Here is a 21,453-nt window from a genome sequence, read left to right as displayed (position 1 = left end):
GCCCCCCCGGACGCGGGTGCACCGCGGGGCGCGGGCCGGTCTCCCAGCACGGGAGGCCGGCCCTCGGCGTCCTCACACCGCGATCGCCGCGATGGCGGCAAGCTGCCGATGCTCGTCGGTGGCGGACCGCCGGAGGCGTTCCACCTCGCGGAAACCGGCCCGGCCGAGTCGTTCGGAGACTTCGTCGACCGGCCAGCGGTAGGCGGTCAGGACCTTGTGGTCGAAGGCGCCGACCTCCTCGGCGTCGAAGACGCCCAGGACCAACCGCCCGGCCGGGACCAGCACCCTTCGGAACTCCTTGAGCATGCCGTCGAACTCGGGCGGCGGAAGATGAATCAACGAGTACCAGGCCAGGATGCCGTCGACGGAGTTCTCGGCGATATCGAGGCGTTCCATCGAGCCGAGGTGGAACTCGACGCCCGGGTGGGCCGCCCGCGCATGGGCGATGAACTCGGGGACCAGGTCGATCCCTGCTGCGTCGACGCCCAGCTCGCGAAGGTATCCGGTGAGGTGGCCAGGCCCGCACCCCAGATCGAGCACCCGGCCGGGCCGGCTGCCCAGGTGTCGCCGGATGAGGGCGAGGTCGTCGGCGTCCACCTGCTGGCTCGTGCCGAACAGCTCGATGTAGAGCTCCGCGACGGACGTGTAAGCCTGTCGCACCGTGTCCGTTTCCATCGTGGAACCATACGGGTCACCGGGCCTTGCCAGGTCGGCCTACCGTGACGGGCATGACACGTCGAGCCACACTGGCCGGCATTTCTGCGGGCCTGCTCATGCTGGGTTGCTCGGTTGGCGCACCAAAGGACAGTGCACCCAAGCCTCGATCCGCCCCGGCCTCGGCGGCCAGCGCCGATGCCACAATGACGGCCGAGGCGATCGGTCTGCTGCGGACGGGTACGGCGTTCGTCGATCGGACGAGTTTTCGCAGCGACGTCGATATCGCCAGTCAGATCGCGGCGCTGTCGCACAGCGACAACGTCCGCAAGCGCTCGATCGCCACCATCTCGGCGCCGGGTGGGGTCATCGAGATCCGGATGATCGACGACGAGGTCTACATGAAGGCTGGCGCACTCCTTCGCGGTGTCGGCGACGGTTGGATGGTCCTCGACCCAGCCCGGTTGCCGCCGGACTTCGCCCTGAGCTTCGCGCCGGGCAGAAACGACTTCGGCGGCTCCGGCCGCCTCATCGACGCGATCGTCACCGCACGGGTGAACGGCACCCAGATCACCGGGACGATCGACGTGACCCGGGTTGCCGCCGGCAACGGGATCAGCTTCCGCCCCCCTCCCGGTGGTGTCTTCCCGGACGGCGCGCGCAGCCACGCTTTCCGGGCGACGCTGGACACCGAGGGTCGGCTGGTCAGCTTCCTGATCCCGGAGGCCAACGGGTTGCCGAACGCGTCCCTGCGCTACAGCGACTTCGGTACGACAGTCACTGTCGCTCGGCCGACCGGGGCGGTCGCCGCCCCCGATGCCCTCTATCCCCAGCTCGGCATGGGTGGAGGGGAGTAGCGGCGACCGACACTTGCCTATCGCGGCTAATGCGGTTAGCCTTTAGCTAATCACGTTAGCTTGGTGGAGGACGTCATGACCGAATACCTGAACATCGCCGGCAACACCCTCGCGTACGAGGTGACCGGGCAGGGCCCACTTGTCGTCCTGGCGCACGGCATGGGCGACAGCCGGCACTCCTACCGGTTTGTCGCGCCGGCCCTCGCCTCGGCCGGATACCGGGTCGCCAACGTCGACATCCGTGGCTGCGGCGACTCCAGTCTCGGCTGGGACGGCTACAGCCGCACCGACATCGCTGGTGATCTCGTCGCCGTCGTGCGCCACCTCGGAGGCCCCGCCGTGATCATCGGCCAGTCGATCAGCGGCGGCGCCGCGACCATCGCGGCCGCCACCGCCCCCGAGCTGATCACCGGCGTCATCGAGCTGGCGCCGTTCACCCGCGCGCAGTCCTTCGACCTGGGTGGGCTGGTGCGGGTGAAGCGCTTCCGCGCCGGCTACCTCCAACTGGCGCAGGTGCTCGTCCGGGGCAGCGTGGCGAACTGGCGCAGATACCTCGACGTGGCGATCCCCACCAAGCCCGCCGACTGGCACGGTGAGCTGGCGCGCATCGAGGCCAAGATGAGTGAGCCCGGCCGGATGAAGGCCCTCCAGTCCATGGCCAAGAGCAGCCCGGCCGACGCCGGTCGGCAACTGCCGAACGTCACCTGCCCGGTCCTGGTGATCCAGGGCAGCGTCGACCCGGACTGGGCCGACCCACGGGCCGAGGGTGAGCGCATCCTCGCCGACCTGCCGCGAGGGCTCGGCGAGCTGGCTGTCATCGAGGGCGCGGGCCACTACCCGCACGTCCAGACGCCCGACGAGGTCCTCGCGCTGGCCCTGCCCTTCCTCGCCCGGACGCTGACCAGTGCCTAAGGCGCGGCTCACCCCGGCATCGGTCACCGAAGCCGCCGCCGCGCTGGTCGACGAGGTCGGCTTCGACAACCTCAGCATGGGTCTGCTCGCCGAACGGCTGGGAATCAAGACCCCCTCGCTCTACAAGCACGTCGCCAGCCAGGCCGACCTGGCACACCGGATCGCCATCCTGGGGATGACCCAGGCCGGCGACGCCCTCCGTGACGCCATCCAGGGCCGCTCCGGCAGTGAAGCCCTCGCCGCCGGAGCGCAGGCGATGCGGACGTTCGTGCGGGAACACCCCGGCCGGTACGCGGCCAGCAACGCGGCCCGCCCGACCGGCCCGGACGACCCGTTCATCCCGGCCAGCGAGCGGGTGCTCGCCTCATGGGCGGCCATGCTGGGCGGGTACGACCTCGAACCCGGCCAGGTGATCCACGCCATGCGGACGCTGCGTAGCGTCCTGCACGGGTTCGCCACCCTTGAGGTGGCCGGCGGGTTCCAGATCGACGCGTCCGTCGACGAGAGCTTCAGCTGGCTGGTCAGCTTCATCGATCAGGGCCTTCGCGCCGGCGCCGTCAGTGGCAGCGACGTCGCGAGCTGACACCTGGTCGCCTCGCGGATCGCCCGCCACCGTCGGATGACAGCGACGGGCGATCCGGCGCTTTCGCTCGCGGGGGGAGAAGCGGATCGGTCACGGCGCGGTCCGGGAGAACGGCCGCTCGTTCGACGAGCCGTCGGGCCTGCTCGGACGCCGCCTGCCGAGGTGGAGGGCAGCTGCCGCGGCCAGCGCGGTCACGACGATCAGCGCGGCGAGGACCGGGTGCATGTCCTTGGACAGGCTCGGGGCGTCATCGGGTCGGGTTGGTGGTCGCGGGACGCCACGCCAACCAGCCGCGGCACAGCACGTACGCGGTCGCGACGACGGCGACGAGCCCGAAGTCGATGACGGCCGACAGGCGGGCCTCCGGAACGTCTCCGATCAACGCGCCGAACACGACGAGGGCGGCCTTGCCGGCGAGCACGATCTCCCAGACGCCGGCCGCCTGGCGCGGCCTGACCGCCAGCAGGGCGAAGAGCGCGGCGAAGATGCCGAAGCTGGAGACCCGCCAGCCCTCGATGAACAGGCGCTCGTCGCTGGCGTTGATGGTCAGTAGTACGCCGTTGACGAACGCGACGCCGGTGGCGAGGGACGCGAGGGCCGCCAGCGCACGGCCGGCAAGGTCAGCGCGGTGGGTGGGGGCGGCGGTGTCGATTCGGGTAGCGGTCGCTGTGGTCATGAGAGGCTCCTTCTTGAGAAAACGTCCGTCAACTTACAACCGTTAACTTACGCGCTCGCCTAACACCTGTAAAGTCAAGAGGTGACCACACCGAGAACACGGGCCCGCAACAAGCGCGGCGAAGGTGCCCAGCTGCGCGACGAGATCGTCGACGCCGCGATGACGCTCCTGGAGGACGGAGCGCCGCAGGGCGTGACCCTGCGCGGGATCGCCCGGCAGGCCGGCATCTCCGCGCCGTCGATCTATCCGCACTTTCCGGACCTGGACTCGATCCTGCTCGCGGTCGCGCAACGCGCGTTCGACATCCTGGAGCAGGAACTGGGCACACCAGAGAACGCGGATCCGGTCGAGCGTCTACGCGCGACCTGCGCGGCCTACCTGACCTTCGCCGAACGCCGGCCCCACCAGTACCGGGTGATGTTCGGCGCCGTCTGGGACGCCGGGCAGGCCCTTGAGCGGGCGCCCAACATGGCGGACGAGCTCGCCGTGCTCGGCATGGGGGCCTTCGAGGTCTTGCGGCGTACGCTCGCGGACTGTGTCGCGGCGGGACGGTCGACCAGCGCCGACCCCTTCGGGGACGCGACAGCGCTCTGGGTCGGGCTGCACGGGTTCGCCCAGCTCCGCGTGGCAGCGCCGCTGTTTCCCTGGCCGCCGGAGTTGCGCGACTCCATCATCGACCGGATGGCGCTGCTGCGCTGAGCGGGCGGCTCAGGCGTACGCCAGCAGGAAGTCGACGGTGCCCGTACCGCCCGGTTGACCGGCCGGGACGGGTAGGCCCGGCTCGCTGTTCAGGACGTAGAACCCGCCGCCGCCGATCAGGCGGGGCGTCACGGCCAGCATCTGCGCGGCCATGGCCGCTCCGGTCGGCCGCACGACGCTGTCCAGCAGGAGCCGGAAGAGGTTCCCGTTCAGGTTCGCGACGTGCAGAACCCGGTACGAGCGCGGGGCGGGCTGGCCGGTGCTCGTCAGGCCCCAGATCGGCACGATCTGGTTGCGCCACCGGGTCGGGTCGTTGCTGATCGCGCTGTCGTGGTTGTTCAGCTGCGTCTGGATTCCCGAGTGGATCCCGGCGAGGTGGATGTGGAGTTGGTCCTGCTGACGGATCGTCGGGTCGGCCGAGTTGACGCCCAGCCCGAGGTGGGGGTAGACGACGTGCCCCGGCTGCCCCGGCTGGGCGTTGTCCCAGGCGTCCAGCCAGTAGTTCGGCGCGCTGGCGGTGGTGATGAACGGGCACTCGATGCCGCTGATCCGGCAACTGGGCACGAGCAGGAAGTCGTGGTTCGAGCCCGACCCTCCATTGAGGACGACGTACGTGGGAGTGGTCCGCAGACACTGGGGAAATGGCGGCCCGGCCTTCGTGCCCTCGCAGACCTGGACCCGGTCCCACAGGTCGTACCTCCCGCCGGTGTCGGCGGGGTAGCCGCACAGGGCCGAGGGTGTGGGGCAGGCCGCGGCTCCGGGGCCGCCGGGTGTCGAGGGGGACGGCGCGGGGGCCGGGCCCCCGTCGGCCAACGCCCGGTCCGCGCCGACCAGTCCCAGCAGTCCGGTGGCGCCGGCGGTTCCGGAGAGTCTGACGAACTGACGCCGTGGCATTCCGCCCATCGTCACCCTCCGTGGTTACTGTGCCGAGGCGAACATGAACGTGTCGAGATTAGGGTGATAGCCGGCATTCGACGCATCTGCTGGCGAACGGGTCCCCTGATCGTGTCGCTGTCGTGCGACGATTTCCGGCGTGGCAGAGACCGCGACGACGTTGACAGCGATCCGCGCTCGGATCGACGAGCTGGATCGGGACCTGGTCGGGCTGCTCGCCCGTCGGGAGGAGCTGGTCCGGCAGGCTGCCCCGCTCAAGAGCGACGGTCAGGCCGTCCGTGCGCCGGACCGGGTGGCGCAGGTGGTGGCCCGGGTCCGCACGTTGGCCAGCGAGGCCGGTGCCGACCCGGACCTGATCGAACGGATCTACCGGGGCATGATCCAGGCATTCATCGACATGGAGACCGACGAGCACCACCGCGTCGCCGGCGGGTCGGCGCCGAGAACGCGGTGATCGCCCGGGACGTGCGCGGTCAAGTCGCCGAGAGGATCTCGCCGTCCGGGCTGGCCACGGTGGGCGGCGGCGCGTAGCCGAGCTCGTACGAGATCTTGTTGGCGGTCTCCAGGAGCAGCGGAAGGTTGCTCTTGAGCTGGTCGAGGCTCGCGATGACCTCGATCGCCGTGATCGAGGCAGCGGCGATGACCTGCCCCCGTGAATCCCTGATCGGCGCGGCCACGCACATCACGTAGGCGTCGTGCTCGCCGTTGTCCATGGCCCAGCCACAGTCGTGGATGCGGGCAAGTTCGGCTTCCAGAGCGTCGTGGTCGGTGTAGGTGGTGTCGGTGAACTTCTCGAAGACGACGTGGGAGAGAAGCCTGTCGCGTTCCTGCCGCGGGAGATAGGCGAGGATGGTCTTGCCCACGGCGCTCGCGTAGATCGACACCGCGCGTCCCACCCGCGACGGCAGCTTGACGGCGTCGAACGCCGGGCTGTCGACCTTGTCGATATAGATGATCTCGTCGCCGGTCAGTTGCGCCAGGTGTACGGTGTGGCCGGTCTCGCGTTGCAGCGTACGCAGGTGTGCGGCGGCGGGCTGGCGAAGGTCCATCGAGCCGAGCGCGAGCTCGGACAACTCGATCAGGCCGCTGCCGAGCACGTAGGTGCCCGCGCCCGTCCGGCGGACGAAGCGCGCGGACTCCAGTGTTTGCAGTATGCGTAGCGCTGTGGACTTGTGGACGCCGAGCACGTCCGCAGCCTCCGTAAGGGACAGCGGGTGCTCCGCGGATCGACGGATGAGGTCGATCGCGCGGCGAATCGATTGCGCCAAGGCTGTGTCTCCCCTCGCGCGACGGTAGCGCCGTCGCTGTCATTGCATATTGTGCAATATAGATGACGCCATGCGCAATCGCCACTTGACACCGTTGCACATGACGCTACGATCGTTGCAATTTCATCGGCTTGACGTCATCTCGTAACAGTGGAGTAACGATGGGTAACAAGCGCGCTTATTTCGGCATCGCCAGGGCGACATGTGCCCTCGGCCTTGCCGCCACGCTCCTGACCGGTTGCGGCTCCGACGGCGACTCCGGCGACGGCGTCACCAAACTGACCTTCGCCGCCTCGACCTTCGGCGACCCGGGCCGCGGGCCCCTGTTGACGAAGTGGCTCGACGAGTTCAACCAGAGCCAGACCAAGGTCCAGGTCTCCGCCGCCGCGGTGCCGTACCCGACCTTCGGCCAGACCGTGCTCACGCAGATGGGCAGCGGCAAGGGCCCCGACCTGGTCCGCTTCGACATGCCCGAGTTCGAGGCGGCCTCCGACGCCGGCCTCGTCGCACCGCTGGACAAGGTGATCGACGCCAGCAAGTACGACCTGCTCAAGCAGCCGGACCAGTTCATGGTCCACGACGGTGTGCGGCACGGCGTCATCTTCGAGGCGTCGAACTACGCCATGTTCTACAACGCGGACCTGATCCCGACGCCGCCGACCAGCTACGAGCAGTTCACCTCCACCGCCAAGTCGCTGACCAAGGGCGACGTCTTCGGCCTGGCGTTCCGCCAGACCGAGGCCGAGGAGGCCGGTGTCTGGCAGGACATCTTCAACTACGTCTACGGCTTCGGCGGCGCGTGGTCCGACGGAAAGAACCTGACGATCAACTCGCCGGAGAACCTCAAGGGCCTCCAGGCGTTCAAGGACCTGTACGACGCGAACGTGATCCCGCGCGGCGCGGACGCTGCCACGTTCCGGCGGATGTTCGCCGAGGGCAAGGTCGGGATGGAGCTCAACAACGGCGGTTACGTGACCGCCACGCGTGGCCAGAACGCCAAGCTGAACTTCAACGTCGCGCCCATCCCGTTCCCGGTCCGCAAGCAGGGCGCGATCCTCGCACCAATCGTGATCAACGAGGCCAGCGAGGGCAAGGACGAGGCCGGCACCTTCATCAAGTGGGCGCTGGAGCCGCAGAACCAGGTGAAGCTCCAGGAGATCCTCGGCGCGAGCAGCGTCGCCACCACCACGCAGCGCAGCGCGGAAGCGCTCAAGGCCACGCCGTTCCTCCCCGTCTTCGACGGGCTCACCGAGACCAGCCTGCCGCAGATCGTGCTGGGGTTCGAGGCCAAGACGCCGGACATCCGCAAGGTGGTCGTGCAGAACGTGGTCGCGGCACTGCAGGGCAAGGCCGACCTCAAGTCGGCACTGGACCGCGCCCAGCAGCAGGCGACCGAACTGGTCCGCTGACCGCTCGACACGGCGACGCCGCCGACGCAAGGATTCGTGCGTCGGCGGCGTCCTTCCCCCAGAAGGACCGATCCGATGACTGTGGTCGAGCAGACCGGAGTACCGAAGACAACACCCTCAGGCCGGCCCCGGCCCCGGCCCAGCCCGCTGGGTAGCAAGTGGACGCCGTACCTGTTCCTGGCACCCGCCGCACTGTTCATCCTCGTCTTCCAGGCCGTACCCCTCGTCCAGGAGGTGTACCTCAGCTTCACCAGGACGAGGCTGCTCAACCCCACCCGCAGTGAGTGGGTCGGGCTCGACAACTTCAACCGGATCTTCGGGGACCCCGAGTTCCACCGCACCCTGCTGATCACAGTCGTCTACGTGATCACCTGCGTGGTCGTCGCGATCGGCGCCGGGCTCGCCGTCGCGCTCCTGCTCAACAAGAAGTTCCGCGGCCGTGGCGTGGCACGGGCGCTGGTGACCGTCCCCTGGGCGGCTCCGGGCATCGCGGTGGCGCTCATCGCCACCTGGATGCTCAACGCGCAGTACGGCATCGTGAACCGACTCCTCGACGCGGTCGGGCTCGGCGTCCCGGGTGGCGCCATCCTCGACAGCCCGCGCTACGCGCTCCCGGCGGTGCTCGCCACGACCATCTGGCAGCTGTTCCCCTTCACCTCCGTGGTGCTGCTCTCCGCCCTGCAGTCCGTACCGCAGGATCTCAACGAGGCCGCGACGGTGGACGGTGCCGGACGGTGGGCCACCTTCCGGGCCGTCACCTGGCAGGTCATCAAGCCGACGGTGGGTCTGTTGGCTCTGCTGATGACGATCTGGTCGCTGCGGCGGTTCGAGCTGATCTGGCTGATGACCAAGGGCGGGCCGGTCGGTGCCACCGAGACGCTCGTCATCGACCTCTATTCGCAGGCCTTCGACTCGAAGGAACTCGGTTCGGCGGCGGCCATCGGCATGGTCGGCGTCGTCATCTCGCTCATCGTCGTCATCGGCAGCCGCCTGGTCGCCCGCGCCGTGGAGAAGGGGGACGTCCGATGAGGCGCTTCCGTTTCGGTGTCACCGCACGGATCGTCGCCGTGCTCGTCGTGCTCGGTGTCGCGGTGTTCCCGCTGTACTGGATGTTCGTCACCGCGCTGTCCAGCAACAGCGACCTCTTCGCCGATCAGCCCCGGCTCACGCCGGACCTCGGTCAGTTCGGGGTCTTCGTGGACGCGCTCGCCGAGGGCAAGGCCGCCGGTTGGCTGCTCAACAGCCTGATCATCGCCGTCGGCACGATGGTGCTCTCCGTCGGCCTGGGCATCCCGCTCGGCTACGCGCTGTCCCGGTTCTCGTTCTGGGGCAAGGCCGTGCTGACAGTCGTTCTGCTGTTCACGCAGATGCTTCCCGAGGCGCTCATGGTCGTCCCGCTGTTCGCGCTGTTCCGCCGCTTCGAACTGCTCGACTCGCTGACCGGCCTCATCCTGGTGAACTCCGCCTTCGTCCTGCCGATCGTCGCGCTGATCCTCAAGGGCGCCATCGACGGCATCCCGAAGGAGTTGGAGGAGGCCGCGCGTGCCGACGGCGCCCGGCCCTTCACCACCCTGACCCGCATCAACGTGCCGCTCATCGCGCCGTCGATCGCGGCCACCGCTGTCATCGCGTTCTTCCACGCCTGGAACGAGTACGTGTTCGCTGTGACGTTCATCTTCAACCCGGACCTCCAACCCGCCTCCGTCGGCATCGCCAACTTCATCGGCGAGCTGGGTACACCGATCCAGACGGTGATGGCCGTCGCCTTCCTGTTCACGCTGCCGGCCGTCGCCTTCTACCTGTTGGTGCAGAAGTACGTGGTGTCCGGCATGACCGCCGGCGCGGTGAAGGGTTGAGCCGAAAGATGAAGATCGTCTCTGTCGACACACTCGTCGTCGACTTCTACCGCACGAACCTCGTCATCGTGCGGGTCCACACCGACGAGGGGATCGTCGGGCTCGGCGAGGCCACCCTGGAGGGCAAGGAACGTGCCGTCCAGGGTGCCATCGCCGAGCTGGCCGAGGCGGTCGTGGGCCTCGATCCCACAAACATCTCGAAGATCCTCTACGAGACCGCGCGAGACTGGTACTGGCGCGGCGGCCCGGTGATCATGACGGCGTTGAGCTCGCTGGAGATGGCCCTCTGGGACATCTCGGCGCGTGAGCTCGGCGTACCGGTCTCCCGGCTCCTCGGCGGCGCGACCCGCGACCGGGTCCGCGCGTACGCGAACGGTTGGTTCTCAGGTGCCGTCACGCCGGAGGACTACGCGGCCGCCGCGCGCCGAACCGTGGAATCGGGCTTCCGGGGCCTCAAGTGGGACCCGTTCGAGAACTACGACCTGACCATCACCACCGCCCAGTTGGACCGGGTGCTGGCCCAGATCGACGCGGTCCGTGGCGCGGTGGGCCGCGAGGTGGAGCTGTTCGTCGAGGGGCACGGGCGCTTCGACGTCCGCCACGCAATCAAGGTGGCGAAGGAGATCGCCCAGTTCGACCCGGTGTGGTTCGAGGAACCCTGCCCGCCGGACAACCTCGACGCGCTCGTCGACATCCGTCGCGCGTCGCCTGTGCCGATCGCCGCGGGGGAGCGGTGGTACGGGCGGCAGGGCTTCGCGCCGGCGCTGGCCCGCCAGGCGGTCGACTTCGTCCAGCCCGACGTGACGCACGCCGGCGGGATCGCCGAGCTGGCCTTCATCTCCACGCTCGCCGCGACCAGCTACGTGGGCTTCGCGCCGCACAACCCGAGTGGTCCACTCAGCACCGCCGCGACGCTGCAACTCGGGGCCACGTTGCCCAACTTCCGGTACCTGGAGATCATGGCGACCGACGTGCCCTGGCGCCCCGAGATCACCAACGAGCGGCTGGTACTGACCGACGACGGCGACATCCTCATCCCGACCGGGATCGGCCTGGGCATCGAGGTGGACCTCACAGCGATCGAGCAGCATCCGTTCACACCGCACCCGCTGCGGATGTTCCAGGACGCCGTCTTCGACATCCGTCCCCGCGACGAGCGGTCCTTCTTCAACCTGGAGAGCGACTCATGACGCTGCCACGGCCCCGAGGGTCGGCCGCGAACTGGGTCGGTACCGCCGCCGAAGCGTTGCCGGACGATGCCGACAGCGTCCTCATCGGCCGGATCTGGGACCCGTCCAGCGACGGACCCTCACCGGTGACCGTCCGCGACGGCGAGGTCATCGACATCAGCCGCCGGTTCCCGACCGTCCGCGACATCTGTGAGCTGCCCGATCCCGCCGCGACAGTGGCTGGGCTCGACGGGCCGAGGGTTGGCGACTTCGCCGAGATGCTGGCCAACACGGGGGCCGCGACCCGCGACCGCAGCCGGCCCTGGTTGCTCGCCCCGGTCGACCTCCAGGCGCTCAAGGCCGCCGGGGTCACCTTCCCGATCTCGATGATCGAGCGGGTGATCGAGGAGCGGGCGCGGGGAGACCTGGCACTGGCGGCGGACATCCGGCACCGCATGCTCGCCGACGTCGGTGTCGACCTGCACAGCCTGGAGGCGGGCTCACCGGAGGCGGATCGGCTCAAGAGTCTGCTGATCGCCGAGGGCATGTGGAGCCAGTACCTGGAGGTCGGCATCGGGCCGGACGCCGAGATCTTCACCAAGGGCCAGATCCTCTCCGCCGTCGGCACCGCCGTTCCGGTCGGCGTGCTCGCCGCCTCGACCTGGAACAACCCGGAACCCGAGGTCACGCTCATCGTCCAGTCCAGTGGCCGGATCGTGGGCGCCACCCTCGGCAACGACGTGAACCTGCGCGACATCGAGGGCCGCTCGGCGCTCCTGCTTCCCCTGGCCAAGGACAACAACGCCTCCTGCGCCCTCGGCCCGCTGATCCGGCTCTTCGACGACCGGTTCGGCATGGATCGGGTACGCGAACTCGAGGTGCGCCTGGAGGTTCGAGGCGTGGACGGCTTCCACCTGGAGGCGGTCTCGGAGATGACCCAGATGTCGCGTGATCCCGAGGAACTGGTCCGGCAGCTGATCGGGCCGCACCACCACTATCCCGACGGCGCCGCCCTGATGCTCGGCACCATGTTCGCGCCCATCCAGGACCGGGACCGCCCCGGTGAGGGTTTCACCCACAAGGTCGACGACGTGGTACGGATCAGCTGCCCAGCGCTCGGGACCCTGGTCAACCGGGTGCGGCACGCGGAGGAGTGCGAGCCCTGGCACTTCGGCGTCCGCGATCTCATGGGCAATCTGGTGAGGAGAGGACTGCTGTGAACGTGGTCAACACTGTCGATCCGCGCGACGGTAAGAGTCGCGCGACGGATCTCACCGAGACGGACGAGTCTCGGCTGGAGGTGATCGCCGGTCAGACGTCGGCGGCGGCGCAGTGGCTGGCCGCCCGCGGGAGGCTCGGCCGCGCGGAACTGCTGGACGCGATCGCCGCGTCGCTGGAGTCCCGCCGGGAGGTTCTGGTCGCTGCCGCGGAGGCGGAGACCGGGCTGAGCCACGCGCGACTCAACGGGGAACTCAGCCGGGCGGCGCTCCAGTTCCGGATGTTCGGCGAGGTGCTGCGCGACGGAGCGTACGTCGAGGCCGCCATCGACCACGCCGCCGACACACCACTCGGACCGGGCCCGGACCTGCGGCGGATGCTCGTACCCCTCGGGCCGGTCGCCGTCTTCGGCGCCAGCAACTTCCCGTTCGCCTTCTCGGTCGCCGGCGGTGACACGGCCGCCGCACTCGCCGCCGGGTGTCCGACGATCCTGAAGGCCCACCCGTCCCACCCCCTGACCTCGCACGCCTCCGCCGCCGCGATCGAGTCGGCCGTCCGCGACCTCGGCGGGCCCGAGGGTGTCGTCGCGACCGTGTACGGGGAGCAGGCCGGTCGCTCGCTGGTGCGTCACCCGGCGATCCGCGCGGCCGCACTGACCGGCTCGGTCAACGCCGCCCGCGCCATCCAGGCGGCCATCGACGAACGACCCGACCCCATTCCGCTGTACGCCGAACTGAGCAGCGTGAACCCGATCGTCGTCCTGCCCGACGCGGCCGCCGTTCGGGCAGACCAGATCGCCGAGGGGCTCTTCGGCTCCTTCACGAACTCGGGCGGCCAGCTGTGCACCAAGCCCGGCCTGGCGTTCGTTCCGTCGGATCCGGGTGGTGACGGCCTGGTCGACGCGCTGCGGGCGAAGGTCGACGCGTCGGGCGGCACGGTCCTGCTCAACGAGCGCATCCGGGACGCGTACGAGAACCGGTCCACGGAGTTCGAGCGGGCCGGCGCCCGGGTGTCGGCGCGGCCCACTGTCGAACCCGGGGCGGGCTTCACAGTGGCGCCGACCCTCCTGGAGGTCGGTCTCGCCGGGCTGAGCGCCGAGATCGCCGACGAGTGCTTCGGCCCGCTCCTGATCGTGGTCCGCTACGACGACGCCGCCGACCTCGACGCCGCGCTGGCCGCCGTTCCGCCGTCGCTGACCGGTTCGCTGCACCGGGGACCGGGCGACGACGCCGAGGTCGTACGTCGACTGGTCGACGTGCTCGCCGCCCGCGCGGGTCGCATCGTCTTCGACGGATACCCCACCGGTGTCCGGGTGTCGTGGGCCCAGCACCACGGTGGACCGTGGCCGTCGACGAACGCCGTGCACACGTCGGTGGGCGCCACGTCGATCCGCCGGTTCCTGCGCCCGCTGGCGTGGCAGGACGCTCCGGCCTGGATCCTGCCCGAGGAGTTGCGCGACGAGTACACCGCCATCTCCCGGCGAATCGACGGGAGGTTGCAGCCGGCGGCCGAATAACCGCGTCCGCCGGCTTCTCCCGGGCGCGTTTCCGGGCCACCTGCGACTGGCGCGCGAATTCCCTGAAGAATCAATCCGACAGAGAATTCGCGCGCCAGTTGCCCCGGTGTTGCTGAAGCGCGCCCGAATGGTGGGGACGCGATTTTCCGATCGAATTTCCGCCTTGACCGTCAATGCAATTCATGGTTGTGTTTTCGACAGGGAACGATGTTAGCGCTCGCATCGCCGCATCGCTCGTTACTGGTATCCCTTCACCTCACCATCGAATGGTCGGTCGACCGCTCGGTGCGGTCTGACCACACGCCGAAGAGGGAGCAGGAACATGCCCGTCGCACCTCCCCGTCCCCCGACGCCGGCACCGACACGCCGGCTGCTGCTCGCGCTGCTCGCCGCCGTCACAGTGACGGCCGCAACGGTCGCCGCTCCGGCGGCCTCGGCCGCACCGCCGGCGCCGCTGGGCCCGACCGTCAGCCGCACCGACAAGCCCCCGACCGGCTACACAGTCACCTTCCGGTACCGGGCGCCCGAGGACGTCGGGCAGGTCCACGTCTACGGCGACTGGTTCTACTCCCGACCGGAGAACATCGCTTGCCAGGACTGCGGTGACGCGCGACCGCCCGCCGAGTGGCAACCCGGCGACGTCGCGGCCACCCCGTGGCACACCCAGGCCATGCGAAAGGGCCCGGACGGGGTCTGGACCTTCACTACTCCGCTGCCGGCGGGCACCTTCCGCTACGCGTTCACCCACGATTGCGCCAACGAGCTCGCCACCGGCTGCGCCCTGCACGACGACCCCGCCAACCGCTGGCAGATCCAGCCGCAGTACCCGGGAGCGCCCGGCGCGGTACGCAGCACGATCTACGTCCCGACCAGCAAAAAGTTCCCGACGTACGACACCGGTTACCAGGCTCCGGTCGCCAGGGTCGGCCGGCTGGAGTCCCGGCGGTACACCTCGCCGCTGTCGACCAACCCGGCGGGAGTCCACGACATCGTCGTCTACCTGCCACACGGCTACGACCCCAACCGGGCCACGCCGTACCCGACCCTCTACCTGAGCCACGGCAGCGGCGACCACTCGACCGCCTGGACGATGCAGGGCGTTGCCCACCTCATCCTGGAGAACGCGATCAAGGATCGTGCGGCGCAGCCCATGGTGATCGTGTCCACCGACTTCAACGGCCTCCCCGGTGGCAACGAGGGCTACGTCGACGAACTACGGAACAACATCTTCCCGTTCGTCGAGCAGAACTACCGCGTCTCGACCCGGGCGCAGGACCGCGCGTTCGCCGGCTTCTCGGCCGGTGGCAGCCGGGCGTACACCATCATGTACAACCACACCGACCTGTTCGGCTACCACGCGGCCTGGAGCGCGGGCGGTCCGGCCGCCACACAGGCCCAGGTCGACAGCATGAAGGCGGTGGCCGGCGGCATCATGATCGGCACGGGGTTGCAGGACCGGCTGGGCAACATCGCCGAGAACTCGCAGCGCAACGCCGCTGCCCTGCGTGCCGCCGGCGTCGAGCTAAACGAGTACAACGTGCCGGGCGTGCACACCTGGCACGTGTGGCGTCCGCTGCTGAACCACTACCTGCGTACGCTGACGTTCCGGGCCACCACCACCGACCTCGTCGTCACGACGTCACCGGCGGGCGGCTCGCACCACACGAAGGTCACCGCCACCGCGACGGTCGGCACGGTCAGCACCAGCACGTCGGCGCCCTCCGGCACTGTCGACTTCTACGCGGGTGACACGCACCTCGGGTCGGCCCCGGTGCACCACGGCGTCGCCCGGCTGAAGAAGACCGTCCATGGTGAGCTGAACGCGCCGGTGGTCGCCCGTTACCAGGGCAACAGGCTCTTCAACGACTCCCAGAGCACCCCTGTCGACGTCCGGTAACAGCCGGCTCGACGCCGTACTCCCTGTGGTGGGGAAGCCCCGGCCGCGCGGCCCCTGGTGAAGCCAGGGTGTGCGCGGCCGGGGTACGTCCCGGTCCGTTCGTCAGCCGGTCACGGGGTCGTGTCGGTGGCGCGGAGTCGCAGCATGGTCCAGGACGCGGGCGGAAGAGTCAGCTGCACGCTGGCGTCGGTGCCGCGTGCCGTGCCGTTGGAACGCGGCGCGGCGTGGTCCGGACCGTCGGCCGTGTTCTTGGCGTGCAGGTCGGTGCCACCGACGGTGACGCATTCGACGATGTCGCCGACCTGCGCGCCGGCGACGTCGATGGTCACCTCGGCCGGGGTGTCGAGAGCGCGGTTGACGAGGAAGACTGTCATCTCCCCGGTGGTGTCGTCCCAGGTGGAGACCGCGTCGACAGCGTCGATCTCACCGTAGCGGTCGGTGGTCGTCGTGCTGCCCTCGCGCAGCACGTCCAACACCGTGCCCTGGGCGTGCCGGGCGGTGCGGGCGAAGGGGTGGAAGATGGTCTGCCGCCAGGCCGCGCCGCCAGTTTCGGTCATGATCGGTGCGATGACGTTGACCAGTTGGGCCTGGCAGGCCGCGCTCACCCGGTCGCTGTGCCGGAGCAGGCTGATGAGCAGGCCGCCGACGACGACCGCGTCGGCAACGCTGTAGTGGTCCTCCAGCAGGGGTGGCGCGACCGGCCAGTCCTCGCCGCTCGGGGGCGTGGACGGGGCGGCGGACTGGTACCAGACGTTCCACTCGTCGAATGCGATCATGATCTTCTTGGTCGACCGACGGATCGCTCCGACCGAGTCGGCGATGGCGGTGACGGCGTCGATGTACCTGTCCATGTCCTCGGCCGAGGCGAGGAAGCTGGCCAGGTCGTCGTCGACCGGCTGGTAGTACGCGTGCAGCGAGATCAGGTCGACGTCGTCGTACGCCTCGGTCAGCACGTCGCGTTCCCAGCTGCCGAAGGTCGGCATACCGAGGTGTGAGGAGCCGCAGGCGACGAGTTCGAGATCGGGGTCGAAGCGTCGCATGGCCTTCGCGGTCTGCGCCGCGAGTCGCCCGTACTCGGTCGCGCTGCGCTGACCCACCTGCCACGGGCCGTCCATCTCGTTGCCCAGACACCACAGCTTGATGCCGTACGGGTCGACAGCGCCGTTGTCGCGGCGCTGGTCGGCGAGGTGGCTCCCACCGCGGTGATTGGCGTACTCGAGCAGGTCGACGGCCTCGGCGGTGCCACGGGTGCCGAGGTTGACCGCCATGATCGGATCCACACCGGCCTTGCCGACCCACCGCATGAACTCGTCGAGCCCGAACGCGTTGGTCTCCAGGCTGTGCCAGGCGAGGTCGAGCCTCGCCGGGCGTTTGTCGACCGGACCGACGCCGTCCTCCCAGCGGTAGGAGGAGACGAAGTTGCCGCCGGGGTAGCGGACGGTGGTGACGCCCAACTCGCGCACCAGTGCGAGGACGTCGCCCCGAAAGCCGTCGGCGTCGGCCGTCGGGTGCCCCGGCTCGTAGATTCCGTTGTAGACGCAGCGCCCCAGGTGCTCGACGAACGAGCCGAAGAGTCGACGTGGCACCGGTGCGACGCGTCGGCGGGGGTCCAGGGTCAGGCGGGCCGTGTGCACGCCGTTGTCCGGCGCGCTGTCGAGGTGGGTGTTCAGGGCTGGCTCCCTTCGTGCGGGTCCGACGCGACAGCACTGCTCGAACGCCGGGACCGAGGGGTGGTGGAGGCAGTGTGAGCTCTGGACAACGTGATCGACTTCGATTACGTTGTCGATCTATGTAAACGTTACCGATTACGTTTACGTAAGGGAACATGGCGCCTGGATCAATGTCCGGCCGGCACGCCCGGCGGGGCCGAACGACCAGCTTGTCGCGGTGATGGGGGTGACCGGGTGACCACTGTTGAGCCGGAGATCAAGGCGACCTACGCGGATGCGACAGCGCCCGCACCGGGCTGAGACGTCCTCGACCCCGTCGACTGAGGGGTTCCGTCATCGGTGCCGACTCGGACCGGTCGACGTCGAAGGTCTTTACCGGGACCGTCGAAGTTCGGCAGCTGTGATCGTTCACCCGGGTTGGGGAATGGTTCTTGACGGAGCGTGCCGTCCTGTTGTCGACGGGTAGCACCGACGCGGATTCGGCCCCCACTCCGACCCCTGGCAGACGATGCCGATTGCGTTATCCGCAACGGCATCCGAGGCTCACCGGCACCCTCGCCGGACTCCACTTAGGACAGCCCATTCGTGAGGCCGGGTAAGGGCGAGGAGGTCTTGTGTTCGTAATAGTTCTCAGTTACCTTGGCAACATCCTGGAAACGTAACCGATAACGATTGCAGTCCAGAGAGAGCGGCATGATTGAAGTCAATGCGCCGGTGACAATGAGTGATGTCGCCCGAGCTGCTGGCGTTTCCACCGCCACCGTCTCGCGCGTCGTCAACGGGCATTACGGCGTGAGCGCTCGCACTGTCGCTCAGGTGCGCTCGGCCATCGAGCAGCTCGGCTACGAGTCGAGTCTGGTGGCGACCAGCCTCCGGCGTAGCCGCACCAACGTTCTGGGCCTCGTGGCGCACAGCTTCCAGTCGTACACGGCGGAAGTGCTCAAGGGCGTGATGAAGGCGCTGAGCCGCTCGGGCTTCGATCTGATCATCTACGCCAACAGCGACCTCTACGGGTCGTATTCGGAGGGTTGGGAGCAGCGGCACCTGACCCGCCTGTCGGGCACCCTCACCGACGGGTGCATCGTCGTGACGCCCTGGGGTGACATCCGGAGCCGGACGCCGGTCGTGGCCATCGACCCGGTGCGGGGCTCGACGGCGCCCTCGGTGATGGCCGACAACCTCGCGGGCGCCACCACCGCGGTCCAGCACCTGGTCGACCTGGGTCATCGGCGCATCGGCTTCATCGCCGGCCGCGACAGCCTGGCCTCAGCCTGGTCGCGGGAGGAGGGATACCGCGCCGCACTGTCCAACGCCGGCATCCCGGTCGACCCGACGCTCATCGGCCGAGGGGACTTCAACCCCGAGTCGGCGACTCCGTTGGCGCGTGACCTGCTGCGACGATCGGAGCCGCCATCGGCGATCTTCGCGGCGAGCGACGGGATGGCCCTGAAGGTTCTGGAGGTCGCCCGGGAGCTGGGGTTCTCGGTGCCGGGGGACCTGTCCGTCGTCGGCTTCGACAACATCCCCGAAACGGCGTCGACCCAGCCAGGTCTGACCACGGTGGACCAGTCGATGTATCAGCTCGGGTACGAAGCCGCGCGGATGCTCAAGTCGCTGGTGACCGGTGAGTGGGACGAGCCGAGCCAGATCGTGCTACCGACGAGCCTCGTCGTGCGCGACTCGACCGCACCACCCAGGAGCGCGGCACGGCCATGACCTCAACCCACTGGTGCGCGAGCCGGATCGCTCCCAACGCAGCGATCACGGCAGGTGTGCCCGTGGCGGCAGCCTGAAGGAGGTGTACGCAGCACGCACGGCCAGATCCACCGTTGAGTTGAGCCGGTCAGACGGGTCGCATCCGCTGCCGGCGCATGAAGGGAGTGGAGTGTGGTTACCGGACAGTATCACGGGCGTTTACGCCAGCTAGGCGTACGCCGGCGACTCTCGGCGGCGTTCACCGCCGGGGTCATCACCGCCGCGGCGGTGCTCCTCGCGCCGCAGCCAGCTGCGGCGGACATGCCTTGGCTGGATGTCTCCGCGGACCGCTACGCCACGTTCGCCGTCCCGGCGGCGTACGTCCAGGAGAACCTGGGCACCGTCTCGCAGGTCGTCGTCGAGGGAAACTTCGGCCCGTCGGCCAGCTGGGCGGAGTTCGGTCTGACCCGTCGGGGTGACGTGTGGTCGGGTGTTCTCGGCGCGTTGGAGCCGGGGCTCTACAACTACCAGCTCACCGCCGACGACACCTTGACCATCAAGGACCCGACGAACAGCACCAGTGTCACGTCCAACCCGCTCCTGAGCACCTTCCTCGTCGCGGGTGACTCGGCACGATGGCTACTCGACGCGCCGGCCGGCACCGGCGGAAAGATCGAGACGCTGACCTATCGGGCCGGGAACGCACAGCGCTCGGCCCTGGTCTGGACGCCACCGGGTTACGCGGCCAAGAGCCCGAAGGGTTACCCGGCGCTCTTCCTCCAGTCGGGGGACGGCGTGGCCGCCACCGACTGGCTCGACCTCGGTCGAGCCAAGCAGATCCTCGACAACCTCTCGGCCGCGGGCGCCATCCGCCCGATGGTGGTGGTGATCAACGATGTCGACGGCTCCGACGACAAGGGGCTGAAGGACCTCCGGAAGGCGGTCACCGACAGGTACCGGGTCCTTCGCGACCCGGCGCACCAGGCCATCGCGGGCGTGTCCGACGGTGCGACGGACGCGGTGCGGGCCGCGCTCACCAAGCCGGGTCAGTTCGGTCACGTGGGTTGGTTCTCGGGCACGTCGGCGCCGGAGATCGACCGGAAGGACGCCAAGGCGATCAACCGCAGCGTCAAGCTGCTCCGCCTCTACACGGGCAACGTCACCGATCCCGCGTACAACACCACCTACCGGCTGACGAAGGCGTTGGAACGGGCCGACGTCCGGTTCGAGTTCGACGGGGTCAACCCGGACGGCGGCGCGACCTGGACCACCTGGCAGGAGAACCTCGTCGACTTCCTGCCGCGACTGTTCGGTCACGTGCGGGACCACGGGCCGAGCCCCGGTCACCAGCCGCTCAAGCGGGAGTTCACCCCGCCGCCGGCCGGTACCACCCCGACGCCCTTCGTCACCGAGGACGGGTTCGTCACCTTCGAGACGACCACGGACTTCGCTGACGCTCAGCACGTCACGGTCTGGGCGAACGTCGCACCGGGCGGCAGTTGGCTGCGACTGCCACTGACCCGTGACGGTGACCGGTGGCGGGCCACTGTGGGCCCGCTGAAGCCCTGGTTCTACTACTACCGGCTGATCGTGGACCGGGTCGCGGTCAAGGACACCTCCAACCCGACGAAGGTCACCACCGAGCCGATGTGGAGCACCTTCCTCATCCCCGGGCCTGGCGCCCGACTGCTGTCGGACGTACCCGCCGGTCGTGGCGGGAAGGTCGAGAGCATGACCTACCCCAGCACGGTGGTCGGCCAGGACCGCACCGCGCTGGTGTGGACCCCACCCGGGTACGACCCGAACCGTACGCAGCCGTACCCGGTCCTCTACCTTCAGCACGGCGGCGGCCAGAACTACACGGACTGGGTGGAGATGGGCCGCGCCAAGCAGATCCTCGACAATCAGTTCCTCGACGGCGACCTGACGCCGATGGTCGTCGTGATGGGCAACGGCAACTCGTCGAACTTCAATCGGGAACTGCGGGAGAACATCGTTCCGACGGCCCGTGACCGCTACAACATCTCCAGCGATCCGTCGCAGCAGGCCCTCGCCGGTCTGTCGATGGGCGGCGGGCAGGCGTTCGGAGTGCTGCGGGCCTACCCGGGTGAGTTCGCCTACGTCGCCGCGTTCTCGGCCGGTTTCGGCAGCGGCACCGGCGTCGACGTGGCGGCGATCAACAACGGCACCAAGATGCTGCGCCTCTACGTCGGTGACCAGACCGACTTCGTGTACCCGAGCTTCATGGCGTCGCTGACCACGTTGGACAACCTCGGTATCCGCTACGAGTTCGACGGGGTCACCCCCGGGCCGCACGGCTGGGACGTGTGGCAGAAGAACCTCATCGACCTGGCGCCCCGTCTGTTCAAGCGCTAGGAGCCGTCGCCGGCGACGCCCCCCGGAGGAGGGTTTACAGCCCCCCGTGGCGCCCCCCCCCCCAATGATGCAGTGGACCCCCCTCGCCCAATAGAACCAAATCA

Annotated in this window: 20 protein-coding genes; 14 read left to right on the top strand and 6 right to left on the bottom strand. The window is 68.9% G+C overall.

From position 1 onward, the window contains the following. Positions 1-72: 72 nt before the first annotated feature. Complete coding sequence (locus AB0B48_RS20895) at positions 73-675, bottom strand: class I SAM-dependent methyltransferase (RefSeq protein ID WP_357203951.1); 603 nt, start codon at positions 673-675, stop codon at positions 73-75. 53 nt (positions 676-728) lie between these two features. On the opposite strand from AB0B48_RS20895, the gene AB0B48_RS20890 reads away from it, so the two are divergent. The 3 genes from AB0B48_RS20890 (at position 729) to AB0B48_RS20880 (ending at position 3,006) form a co-directional block, all read left to right on the top strand. After that, positions 729-1,511 carry a hypothetical protein gene (locus AB0B48_RS20890; protein WP_357203949.1) on the top strand — a complete coding sequence of 261 codons (783 nt, stop codon included), beginning with the start codon at positions 729-731 and terminating at the stop codon, positions 1,509-1,511. 75 nt (positions 1,512-1,586) lie between these two features. Continuing rightward, on the top strand, positions 1,587-2,423 hold the full coding sequence (locus AB0B48_RS20885; RefSeq protein WP_357203947.1) for an alpha/beta hydrolase: 837 nt from the start codon (positions 1,587-1,589) through the stop codon (positions 2,421-2,423). Then, complete coding sequence (locus tag AB0B48_RS20880; RefSeq protein ID WP_357203945.1) at positions 2,416-3,006, top strand: WHG domain-containing protein; 591 nt, start codon at positions 2,416-2,418, stop codon at positions 3,004-3,006. The genes AB0B48_RS20885 and AB0B48_RS20880 overlap by 8 nt, the downstream gene beginning before the upstream one ends. Positions 3,007-3,096: 90 nt before the next feature. Here the strand turns inward: AB0B48_RS20880 and AB0B48_RS20875 are convergent, their stop codons facing one another. Continuing rightward, positions 3,097-3,231 (bottom strand): hypothetical protein, encoded by a 135-nt coding sequence (locus AB0B48_RS20875; protein ID WP_357203943.1) that lies wholly within the window; start codon positions 3,229-3,231, stop codon positions 3,097-3,099. A gap of 22 nt (positions 3,232-3,253) precedes the next feature. Beyond that, positions 3,254-3,682 carry a hypothetical protein gene (locus AB0B48_RS20870; protein ID WP_357203941.1) on the bottom strand — a complete coding sequence of 143 codons (429 nt, stop codon included), beginning with the start codon at positions 3,680-3,682 and terminating at the stop codon, positions 3,254-3,256. A gap of 81 nt (positions 3,683-3,763) precedes the next feature. Here AB0B48_RS20870 and AB0B48_RS20865 point away from each other — a divergent pair, with 81 nt between their 5' ends. Beyond that, positions 3,764-4,381 (top strand): TetR/AcrR family transcriptional regulator, encoded by a 618-nt coding sequence (locus AB0B48_RS20865; RefSeq protein WP_357203939.1) that lies wholly within the window; start codon positions 3,764-3,766, stop codon positions 4,379-4,381. A gap of 9 nt (positions 4,382-4,390) precedes the next feature. On the opposite strand, the gene AB0B48_RS20860 is transcribed toward AB0B48_RS20865, so the two are convergent. Further along, on the bottom strand, positions 4,391-5,275 hold the full coding sequence (locus AB0B48_RS20860; RefSeq protein ID WP_357203937.1) for a CDP-diacylglycerol diphosphatase: 885 nt from the start codon (positions 5,273-5,275) through the stop codon (positions 4,391-4,393). Positions 5,276-5,414: 139 nt separating this feature from the next. Between AB0B48_RS20860 and AB0B48_RS20855 the strand changes: the two genes are divergently transcribed. Then, entirely contained in the window at positions 5,415-5,729 is a 315-nt protein-coding gene (locus AB0B48_RS20855; RefSeq protein WP_357203935.1) for a chorismate mutase, read from the top strand. Positions 5,730-5,748: 19 nt separating this feature from the next. Here AB0B48_RS20855 and AB0B48_RS20850 read toward each other — a convergent pair whose 3' ends face one another. After that, on the bottom strand, positions 5,749-6,543 hold the full coding sequence (locus tag AB0B48_RS20850) for an IclR family transcriptional regulator (RefSeq protein WP_357203933.1): 795 nt from the start codon (positions 6,541-6,543) through the stop codon (positions 5,749-5,751). A 161-nt stretch (positions 6,544-6,704) separates the two neighbouring features. Here AB0B48_RS20850 and AB0B48_RS20845 point away from each other — a divergent pair, with 161 nt between their 5' ends. The 7 genes from AB0B48_RS20845 to AB0B48_RS20815 all read left to right on the top strand — a co-directional run bounded on the left by AB0B48_RS20845 (position 6,705) and on the right by AB0B48_RS20815 (position 15,608). Continuing rightward, positions 6,705-7,952, top strand: coding sequence for a sugar ABC transporter substrate-binding protein (locus AB0B48_RS20845; protein ID WP_357203931.1), 1,248 nt, complete (start codon positions 6,705-6,707; stop codon positions 7,950-7,952). Between the two features lie 75 nt (positions 7,953-8,027). Further along, positions 8,028-8,981: a sugar ABC transporter permease gene (locus AB0B48_RS20840; protein WP_357203928.1), complete on the top strand. Its 954-nt coding sequence runs from the start codon at positions 8,028-8,030 to the stop codon at positions 8,979-8,981. Next, positions 8,978-9,808 (top strand): carbohydrate ABC transporter permease, encoded by an 831-nt coding sequence (locus AB0B48_RS20835; RefSeq protein ID WP_196926036.1) that lies wholly within the window; start codon positions 8,978-8,980, stop codon positions 9,806-9,808. Before AB0B48_RS20840 ends, AB0B48_RS20835 begins: the two co-directional genes overlap by 4 nt. Positions 9,809-9,816: 8 nt before the next feature. Next, on the top strand, positions 9,817-10,998 hold the full coding sequence (locus AB0B48_RS20830) for a mandelate racemase/muconate lactonizing enzyme family protein (RefSeq protein ID WP_355006254.1): 1,182 nt from the start codon (positions 9,817-9,819) through the stop codon (positions 10,996-10,998). Beyond that, positions 10,995-12,197 carry a fumarylacetoacetate hydrolase family protein gene (locus AB0B48_RS20825; protein WP_357203926.1) on the top strand — a complete coding sequence of 401 codons (1,203 nt, stop codon included), beginning with the start codon at positions 10,995-10,997 and terminating at the stop codon, positions 12,195-12,197. Before AB0B48_RS20830 ends, AB0B48_RS20825 begins: the two co-directional genes overlap by 4 nt. Then, complete coding sequence (locus tag AB0B48_RS20820; protein WP_357203924.1) at positions 12,194-13,711, top strand: aldehyde dehydrogenase family protein; 1,518 nt, start codon at positions 12,194-12,196, stop codon at positions 13,709-13,711. The genes AB0B48_RS20825 and AB0B48_RS20820 overlap by 4 nt, the downstream gene beginning before the upstream one ends. A 322-nt stretch (positions 13,712-14,033) precedes the next feature. Beyond that, the gene (locus AB0B48_RS20815) at positions 14,034-15,608 is read left to right on the top strand and encodes an alpha/beta hydrolase-fold protein (protein WP_357203922.1); all 1,575 of its coding nucleotides are present in this window, start codon (positions 14,034-14,036) and stop codon (positions 15,606-15,608) included. A gap of 110 nt (positions 15,609-15,718) precedes the next feature. Here the strand turns inward: AB0B48_RS20815 and AB0B48_RS20810 are convergent, their stop codons facing one another. Beyond that, positions 15,719-17,242: an alpha-N-arabinofuranosidase gene (locus tag AB0B48_RS20810; RefSeq protein WP_357203920.1), complete on the bottom strand. Its 1,524-nt coding sequence runs from the start codon at positions 17,240-17,242 to the stop codon at positions 15,719-15,721. A gap of 729 nt (positions 17,243-17,971) precedes the next feature. Here AB0B48_RS20810 and AB0B48_RS20805 point away from each other — a divergent pair. Together AB0B48_RS20805 and AB0B48_RS20800 are read left to right on the top strand one after the other, a co-directional pair. After that, positions 17,972-18,994: a LacI family DNA-binding transcriptional regulator gene (locus tag AB0B48_RS20805; RefSeq protein ID WP_357203918.1), complete on the top strand. Its 1,023-nt coding sequence runs from the start codon at positions 17,972-17,974 to the stop codon at positions 18,992-18,994. 171 nt (positions 18,995-19,165) lie between these two features. Continuing rightward, the gene (locus tag AB0B48_RS20800) at positions 19,166-21,349 is read left to right on the top strand and encodes an alpha/beta hydrolase-fold protein (protein WP_357203916.1); all 2,184 of its coding nucleotides are present in this window, start codon (positions 19,166-19,168) and stop codon (positions 21,347-21,349) included. The last annotated feature ends 104 nt before the right edge of the window (positions 21,350-21,453 follow it).

Origin of the sequence: Micromonospora sp. NPDC049089, assembly GCF_040648775.1 — a bacterium.
Classification (GTDB): Bacteria; Actinomycetota; Actinomycetes; order Mycobacteriales; family Micromonosporaceae; genus Micromonospora.
Note: the sequence above shows the minus strand (reverse complement) of the source record. Positions and strands in the feature narration are given on the sequence as shown.